The sequence below is a fragment of the Alteromonas sp. 14N.309.X.WAT.G.H12 genome (genome assembly GCF_036697315.1).
Lineage (GTDB): Bacteria > Pseudomonadota > Gammaproteobacteria > Enterobacterales > Alteromonadaceae > Alteromonas.
Genome location: NZ_JBAHZB010000052.1, coordinates 8,362 through 16,853, shown reverse-complemented (window position 1 = coordinate 16,853; position 8,492 = coordinate 8,362). Strand labels below are relative to the sequence as shown.

Genomic DNA, 8,492 nt, shown 5'->3' with positions numbered 1-8,492 from the left:
GGTGGTGGTTAATGCAGTAATCGGCGTGATCCAGGAAGGAAAGGCAGAAAAAGCCATGGATTCTATACGCCAAATGCTGGCGTTGAAAGCCGCCGTTTATCGTAATGGGCGACGACAAACCATTGATGGCGAAGATCTTGTACCTGGAGATATCGTAATGCTGGAAGCGGGGGATAAAGTGCCCGCCGATATTCGAATTATAAAAGCCCACAGTCTTTTTATTCAGGAAAGCTTATTGACCGGTGAATCATTACCGGTAGAAAAAAATACCCAAAAAGTGGAATCAGACACTGCCTTAGGCGATCGAAATTGTATGGCGTTTAGCGGCACTACTGTGACCGCCGGACAGGGAATGGGCGTGGTGGTTGCCACGGGAGCCAATACTGAAATCGGTCAAATAGGGGGCATGTTATCGGATGTGCAAAAACTGACTACCCCCTTGGTGGCGCAGATGGATGTGCTGGCGAAATGGATCACCGTATTTATTCTAATTATCGCCGTTCTTTTGCTGGTTGTGGGCACATTTATTCTCGATCAGCCGTTCACTGATCTGTTTTTGGCGGTGGTGGGGTTGTCCGTTGCTGCCATCCCTGAAGGTTTGCCTGCGGTGTTAACTATTACGCTCGCGGTGGGTGTGCAGGCTATGGCAAAACGCAATGCCATCGTGCGGGTATTACCGGCCATCGAAACTTTGGGCTCGGTTTCTGTCATTTGCTCGGATAAAACTGGTACCTTTACCCGCAATGAAATGCTGGTGTCCTGTGTTCATACCGCCGATGATATTTTCTCCGTGGATGGGGAGGGTTATGAACCCGAAGGGACGATCTGGATTAACCATAAGCGGCTTACCGAACATCACCCGTTACTTAATGATATTGCGGCTGCTTGTGCCTTGTGTAATGACGCAGAGATAAACAATAACAAAGGAGAATGGGTTGCAGAAGGTGATCCCATGGAAGCGGCGTTACTGAGTTTTTCGCAAAAAGTGGCCTTTGATGAAGCGGCTGACTATCGAAAGCACTGGTCGCGCACTGATGTGCTTCCCTTTGATTCAGATACTCAATACATGGCAACGCTGAATCATGATCATGTCCATCACAATGCCATTTTTGTTAAAGGTGCCCCGGAAGTCCTTATCAATAAGTGTGACACTCAGCATACCCGTGGCGGGAGAGAGAACCTTGATGCCAGCTTTTGGCACCAAAAAGCAGAAAGTATGGCCAAGCAGGGGTTACGGGTGCTGGCCATTGCTCATAAAAGCCTTGCTGATAACCATACTACCATGGCGGTGTCAGATTTAGACCAGGGCGTATGTTTGTTAGGGTTAGTTGGCCTGATTGATCCGCCGCGCCAGGAAGCCATCGAGGCGGTTAAACAATGTCAGGGTGCACACATACAGGTCAAAATGATAACCGGCGATCATGCCATTACTGCCCAGGCCATCGGTGCAAAGCTCGGTTTGCATCATGCCGATACGGTATTAACGGGGGCGCAAATCAATGAGATGAATGACGATGAGCTAAAACAGGCCGTACAGAAAACCGATGTATTTGCCAGAACCACCCCCGAACATAAATTACGGTTGGTGATGGCATTGCAATCCCTTGGCCTTACCGTGTCGATGACTGGCGATGGCGTGAATGATGCGCCATCGTTAAAACGGGCTGATGCCGGCGTTGCAATGGGCTTAAAAGGCAGTGAGGCGGCCAAGGAAGCCGCGGAAGTGGTACTGGCCGATGATAACTTTGCGTCTATTGCTGCAGCGGTGGAGCAGGGACGTACCGTTTATGCCAATATCAAAAAAGTGGTTAGCTGGACACTGCCCACCAACGCCGGGGAAGCCTTGACCATTATCGTGGCCTTAGTGGCAGGGCTGCCTTATCCCATTACTCCAGTGCAAATTTTGTGGGTGAATATGATCACGGCGGTGACCTTGGGCATGGCCCTCGCGTTTGAACCTACCGACAGCAATACCATGAAAAAGCCGCCGCGACGTCGGGGGCAAGCCCTTATTCAACCGGCATTGCTTTGGCAAATTATGTTGGTAGGCACGTTATTTTTCCTGGCCGTGTTTGGCATTTATCAACTTGCGGTGGAAGAAGGGCATGATGTGGAGTATGCCCGTACCCAAGCTATGAATATGCTGGTGGGGTTGGAAATCTTTTATCTGTTCTTTATTCGTGCAATGCATCGAAGACAGTTTACCTTGATGGGCTTAAAAGGTACTAAAATCGCTTGGTGGGCGGTAACCTTTGTCATTCTTGCCCAGTTGACCATTTCATACGTTCCCGTGTTCCAAGAGATTTTTGGCACCCAAGCACCTACCTTACAAGATAATCTGCTGATTGTACTTACAGGTGGTATTTTGTATCTGTTATTGGAAGCTGAAAAAGTTGTTCGCTTCTGGATATGGGCAAAAATGAAGCACAGGTAGGGACGGCCAAATGCCGTCCCTAGCGGTTGCTGTATGAGTACAGGGTGTTAACTATTTTGGGTGAATTGCTCGTAAGCTAGCATGGCATCGGCGGCATACATCAGTGACGGGCCACCGCCCATGTATATTGCCATGCCCAATGCTTCTTCGATTTCTTCTTTGCTTGCCCCTTGCTCTACCAGCGCTTTGACGTGAAAGCCAATACAGCCGTCACAACGAGCAGAAACGCCAATAGCCAGGGCAATGAGTTCTTTGGTTTTTTTATCAAGGGCGCCGTTTTTCGTTGCCGCCTGTGCCATGGCAGAAAAGCCTTGTAAGGTGTCGCTAATATCCGTACGTAATGCTTTTAAGTTCGAGGAAATGCTCTGGGTGATTTCAGGATAGGATTTACTCATAGTCAGCTCCAAAAATAAATATGCAAACGCAATAGACGTATGCTGCATTATTAATATCACAGCCAATAAAAAAGCAAATTAGTCTAGATCAATAAAACCCGGTATACAGGCGAAACCCATGCCTGATTTAATATAGCTTGCTGCCCCAGCTTAATTTATTCCGTAAAACGTTGAAATAGCTGTAGCCTTTAGGATGCACAAGTCGAAGGGTATCGTTACTTTTATGAACACGGATTTCATCACCGGGCAGTACCGGCAGCACAATGTGGCTGTCGCAACTGACCTGTAAACTGTCGCTGTTGACTTTGGATACCCGCATAGAGATGGTGCTTTTGGCATTCACCACAATGGGGCGACTGCTTAAAGTATGCGGAAACATGGGAACCAATGTTAAAGCATCAAGGTGAGGAACGATGATGGGGCCACCGGCAGATAAAGAATACGCCGTTGAACCTGTTGGTGTAGCCACGATTAGACCATCAGAACGCTGGCTGAAGACAAATTGGTTATCAATATAAACTTCAAATTCCATCATATGGGCCACTTTTCCGTGGTGTAATACCACTTCGTTCATGGCGGCGTTACTGCTTTTGAGTTTTTCGTAACGATAAACGCACACTTCAAGTAAAAAGCGCTCTTCCTCCACCGTATCACCGGCGAAGATAAGATCTAACTGTTCTTCGATTTGATCAGGGTGAATATCAGTGAGAAACCCCAAATTGCCTCGGTTAACCCCCACCACATGAATATCGAAACGAGCCAGAACCCGGGCTGCACCAAGCATACTGCCATCGCCACCAATAACCACGGCTAAATCGGCGTCTTTGCCAATGGTAACTATGTTGGCGGAAGGGTAGGGGCAATTTTTCATATTCTTGACCACGGACTCTTCCACCAGAACTTCACAGCCCCGCTGCTTTAAATACGCCGCAATTTGGATAAGGCTATCGTGAGTGCCTATATGATCTGCTTTGCCTATCAATCCTACTGTTTTATATGTCATATGCTGGCTAAGGCCTGCTTGGGATTAGTTATTTTCGGACATTAGCATAGGTATTATTATAAATGAAAGTGCTATCTGGCCACCCAGCCACCGTCAAGGACGATGGTTTGACCGGTAATATTACGGGCGCCGTGGCTGAGCAGAAATTTTGCACTGTCTGCTAATTCTTCCACCGAAATAAAGGCTTTTTTCGGCATGGGTTTAAGCATGATCTCGTTCACCACTTCCTCTTCGGTTAAACCATTTTCCTTCGCTTGAGCGGCGATTTGTTTTTCCACCAACGGGGTTTTTACATAGGCCGGGCAAAGCGTGTTGATGGTGACATCGCAATCACCGGTTTCAAGGGCAATGGTTTTGGCAAACCCTAAAAGTCCGTGTTTTGCTGCCACATAAGCAGATTTAAAGGGGGAGGCCACTAACGAGTGAATCGAGCCCACATTAATGATGCGGCCAAAATTATTTTGTCGCATACCGGGTAAGAACGCTTGGGTCAGTAATGCAGGCCCAACTAGCATGATATTAATTAGCTGTTGCCATTTTTCTGCTGGAAAATCTTCAATATTTGATACATGTTGAATACCCGCATTGTTGATCAGAACATCAACGGTGATGCCTTTTAACTGTTGTGGTAGGGCAGCCACTTCAGCGGCGTCACAGACGTTCACTTTTATCGCTTGTGCGCTACCACCGTTGTCGTTGATGATTTCTGCCGCGCGATTGGCGGCATCCATATTAATGTCGGCAATGATAAGGTGATGACCCTCTTGTGCAAGGGCGTCGGCAATGCCAAATCCAATACCGCTGGCTCCGCCAGTTACAAAAATATTTAAAGCCATGATTAATCCTAATTTGATGCTAATCCAAGAACAATTTTTCGTACTGCTTTGAGTTGTTTACCGTCACGGGTGGCATAATCTTCACCTGTGTATCCCCACCAATCCCAGCATCCTTGTGGATTGAGTGGCATAAACAAGGATTTTCTTGTTTGTGGGTAAATCACTACTAAATTATTTGCGTCTGCCCAGTTGTTGAGCCCTGTTTGTTCCACGTAGGCCATGTCCACAGCCTCGGCGTATTGATTGCAACCGTGAAAACTCACATGAACGTGGCATGTTTCACCTTGTTCACATTGTTTAGGCACATAGGCATAGCCTTTGTCTGCCAGCGTATCGGCGTCTTTTCCGGCCAATGCTTTTTGGTTATAACTGATAATACGCCCATTTGTAGTGTCAGTGGCAGGTTTTACATCGTCTAATAAAAACGACAACATGTCGCCTGCGGCATCATAGTCACATTGGCCGATAAACGGCGCTTCTGAGGACATGCAGGGACTACCATTTTTAACGGTAGGAAATAAATGGGCCACAGGCTTGTCATTAATATACTTAATGTTCTCTGATCCTACCCACTGGGTATATTGCTGCGCCAGTTTATCCGTTGCTTGCGCTGAAACCCGGGTATCGCGGGTACCATGAAACAGCCAAACCTTGTCATCTTTTAGGTTGGATAAAGGGGCGATAGCCTTTTGTTGTGCCTGTTTTTCAGCCACGGCATTGAGCGCTGTTAGATCAATGGGCGGATCTTCTTTATCCACACACTGGTTTAGTGCCGTGGTGATATCGCCTTTGGCACAATAATAGGGGCCTGCGGCAATAATGCCCACACCGGAAATCCAGTCACTATAGGCAATGTGCATTTGATTCGCCATGTAGCCGCCGGACGATAAGCCGGAAACGGTGATCTTCTCCACGTCGAGTTTTAATGGTGGAGTTTGGGCAAAGGTGGCGGTAATAGGCGCAATCGCCAGAATAGGGGTGAGCAAACCCGTAATAAACTTGTTCATAAGTCTCTCTTAGTCTTGTTCCAGAAATTGGCGAATACGGTTCGCTTTTTCTTGAATATTCAATATCCCTTCCAGATGACCGGATTGTCCGTCCAGTGGCGAGATAGCGGTGTTGTTGCCCTGTTCTTGCAAAAGGTTCTGGGACAATTCGGCCATATAGGGCATTAATAATAAATCGCTTTGTGCCGGGATAAACAGTGTTTTCCCTTTAATGTTCTTGAGTCCATTTTGCAGCGAACCTTGATGCCCTGCGACAAATAGTTGGCAGGCTCTAACCAAATACAGCAGGTTGTTGGCATCCATCTGACTGGCACGACTTTTTGCGCGGTTATACAGCCATTTTACGATGCTGTGAGTTTGGCGAATGTCGTGAAGTGGGCCGCTTTCCAAAGGCACATAACCTACCTGCGCCCCTTGTTGGTTAAAAAACGTCGGTGAAAGGGCCTGCTGTGTGATAAGCATCAAGGCCGCGGTTAGCCCTTCAATTGGCGGCGTACTTTGATAATAATCGCCATTGTTCCAGTTTGCATCTAGCCGAATTGGCATGGCCCATTGCTCTAGTGCTGCGGTGGTCCAGGCATCACTTTGTGCTGCTGGGATCACGGCTATCATCCGCGGCACCCAGTTTGGGTAGGCTGAAGCCCATTCAATGGCCTGCATGGATCCCATAGACGGACCGACAACCGCATGTAAAGAGGTTATGCCTAAGCTCTCAAGCAGTGCTTTTTGCACATTCACAAAGTCCCGTATGGTTACCACCGGAAAATCAAGGCCATAGGGCTTTTGTGTTTTAGGGTTAATGGATGACGGGCCTGTGGTGATCACATTGGGGTTGTAGGCACCCAAGTTAGCAAGAGAATCCACGCTGATGACATAAAAGTGGTTCGTGTCGATGGCTTTTCCAGGGCCAATAAGGCTATCCCAGTAACCCGCCTGACTGTCGTCTTTATGATATTTTCCAGCCGCATGGGAGTTACCGGAAAAATAATGGGTAATTAAGACCACATTATCTTTGAGCTCATTGAGTGTACCGTAGCTTTCCCAACCTACGTTAACCTCTGCAATCACTTCCCCGCCAAAGGTTTTGAACTGAGGAAGCTGAAAACTCCGTTTTTGTGTAAGCAATACATCACGGGTGTCATTGGCATAAGAAAAACTGAAAAACAAACAACACAGGATGGTCAGTATTATTTTTTTCATTTTAACCTCAAAAAAGACTAAACAGTGCAATGGCAATACATAAACCGATTAACGGTACCACCACGGTTAATGCGGCCATGGCCGGGTATGCCGCTTTGTGGGTTTCTTTGCAGATTGCCCGTATGGTGGTGACAACGTACCCATTGTGGGGAAGAGAGTCCAACGCACCGGATGAAATTGATACAATACGATGAAGCTGCTCGGGTTGCACACCCTGATCCACATAATGGGGTCCCACCAGTGGTAATACGATTGCCTGTCCCCCGGAAGCCGAGCCGGTTAAGCCTGCAATGACACTTACCGCAATGGCGGCACCGATTAATTCATTGCCCGGTATCTGGGTCATAATTTCCACGGTTTGCTGGAAAGCGTCAGTATGTTTGGCAATAGAACCAAAACCCACCACTGCAGCGGTATTACCGATTGCCACAAGGGCGCCTGTGGTGCCCGCATTGACGGCGGCTGACAAATTATGAAAATGCTGGAAGTTTATGATCATTAAGCTTAACACGCCTCCAGATAAGGCCACAATCAAGGCTAACTGCGCCATACTGTCATGTAAATAAAACGACAGTGCAAGCACGATGATTAACGGCAATATACCGGTGATGGGATGGGGATAGTCGCGGACGGCCACTTTGGGATCTTCAGCGCGAACGTCAAATTGTTCGCCATTTTTCACCGCTCGACCAATCATACGTTTTAGCCACCAGTAACCAAAGGTTGCCATAAAAACAGCCACCACTAAACTGACTTCCCAAGCGGCAAAAGGCGAAGTGCCTAAGTACTTGATGGGGATCCAGTTTTGGATTTCTGGTGAACCGGCGGAGGTCATGGTAAAAGTTACCGAACCAAAGGCCAGGGTTGCCGGGATAAACCGACGTGGCAGGTTAGCATCTTTAAACAGACTGAGTGCCATGGGGTAGACGGAAAACGCAACCACAAACAAACTGACACCACCATAGGTGAGGATGGCACAAGCCAACACCACCGCAAGCACGGCTTGTTTAAAGCCCAATTTATCGATGATCCAACGGGCGACCGAATCAGCCGCACCGGTATCTTCCATGAACTTCCCGAATATTGCGCCGAGTAAAAACATAAAAAACCAGGCGGCAATAAACCCAGAAAATCCACTCATGTAGAGCGTAACAAAACTTTCTTCACCACTAATTAAGGGAATGTTGCTGCTAACAGCGACAATGAGTGCGCAAAGCGGCGCGGCGATAAACAAATTCATACCACGGATGGTGAGAATTATGAGTAACGCAAGCCCGCCAGTGAGACCAAACATACTAATCATATAGGATTCCTTACCGACATTCTGTGACCGCAGACGCTTCAGGAATTGGATAGATTGTGGCCGTAAATCAGGTTGTTGCCCATAGTACGATGGTACTACTTACCTGCGAGCACTTTTCACCTACAGTAAATAACGACCGCACCTTCAGATTGAATTCGAATGTGGATAAGAATAGGGACACAATAATGAAAGACACACAAAAAACCGTAAGTCGCTTTGCTCGCACCCTGTGCTCGCTGGCCGTCACCGCAGCCTGTTTTGGCGCACCCGCAGTCATGGCACAAGATAATACGAATAACGAAAACGCCGCCGAC

General features: G+C 47.6%; 7 protein-coding genes. 1 reads left to right on the top strand and 6 read right to left on the bottom strand.

Annotated elements, in window-relative coordinates; genetic code table 11:
• Nucleotides 1-2,434: HAD-IC family P-type ATPase (locus tag V5298_RS13325; RefSeq protein ID WP_332931939.1), on the top strand; the 2,434-nt coding region annotated here is incomplete at its 5' end.
• Nucleotides 2,435-2,481: 47 nt separating this feature from the next.
• Here V5298_RS13325 and V5298_RS13320 read toward each other — a convergent pair.
• From V5298_RS13320 to V5298_RS13295, 6 genes are all read right to left on the bottom strand, one after another.
• A complete protein-coding gene (locus tag V5298_RS13320; protein WP_332931938.1) occupies nt 2,482-2,829 on the bottom strand; it encodes a carboxymuconolactone decarboxylase family protein in 348 nt (115 codons plus the stop codon).
• Nucleotides 2,830-2,956: 127 nt separating this feature from the next.
• A complete protein-coding gene (gene nadK, locus V5298_RS13315; RefSeq protein WP_332931937.1) occupies nt 2,957-3,832 on the bottom strand; it encodes an NAD(+) kinase in 876 nt (291 codons plus the stop codon).
• A 71-nt stretch (nt 3,833-3,903) separates the two neighbouring features.
• A complete protein-coding gene (locus V5298_RS13310; RefSeq protein WP_332931936.1) occupies nt 3,904-4,668 on the bottom strand; it encodes a 3-hydroxybutyrate dehydrogenase in 765 nt (254 codons plus the stop codon).
• An 8-nt stretch (nt 4,669-4,676) separates the two neighbouring features.
• Entirely contained in the window at nt 4,677-5,675 is a 999-nt protein-coding gene (locus V5298_RS13305; RefSeq protein ID WP_332931935.1) for a PHB depolymerase family esterase, read from the bottom strand.
• A gap of 9 nt (nt 5,676-5,684) precedes the next feature.
• Nucleotides 5,685-6,875 (bottom strand): E22 family MetX-like putative esterase, encoded by a 1,191-nt coding sequence (locus tag V5298_RS13300; RefSeq protein WP_332931934.1) that lies wholly within the window; start codon nt 6,873-6,875, stop codon nt 5,685-5,687.
• A 7-nt stretch (nt 6,876-6,882) separates the two neighbouring features.
• On the bottom strand, nt 6,883-8,178 hold the full coding sequence (locus V5298_RS13295) for a GntP family permease (RefSeq protein ID WP_332931933.1): 1,296 nt from the start codon (nt 8,176-8,178) through the stop codon (nt 6,883-6,885).
• Nucleotides 8,179-8,492 lie beyond the last annotated feature (314 nt).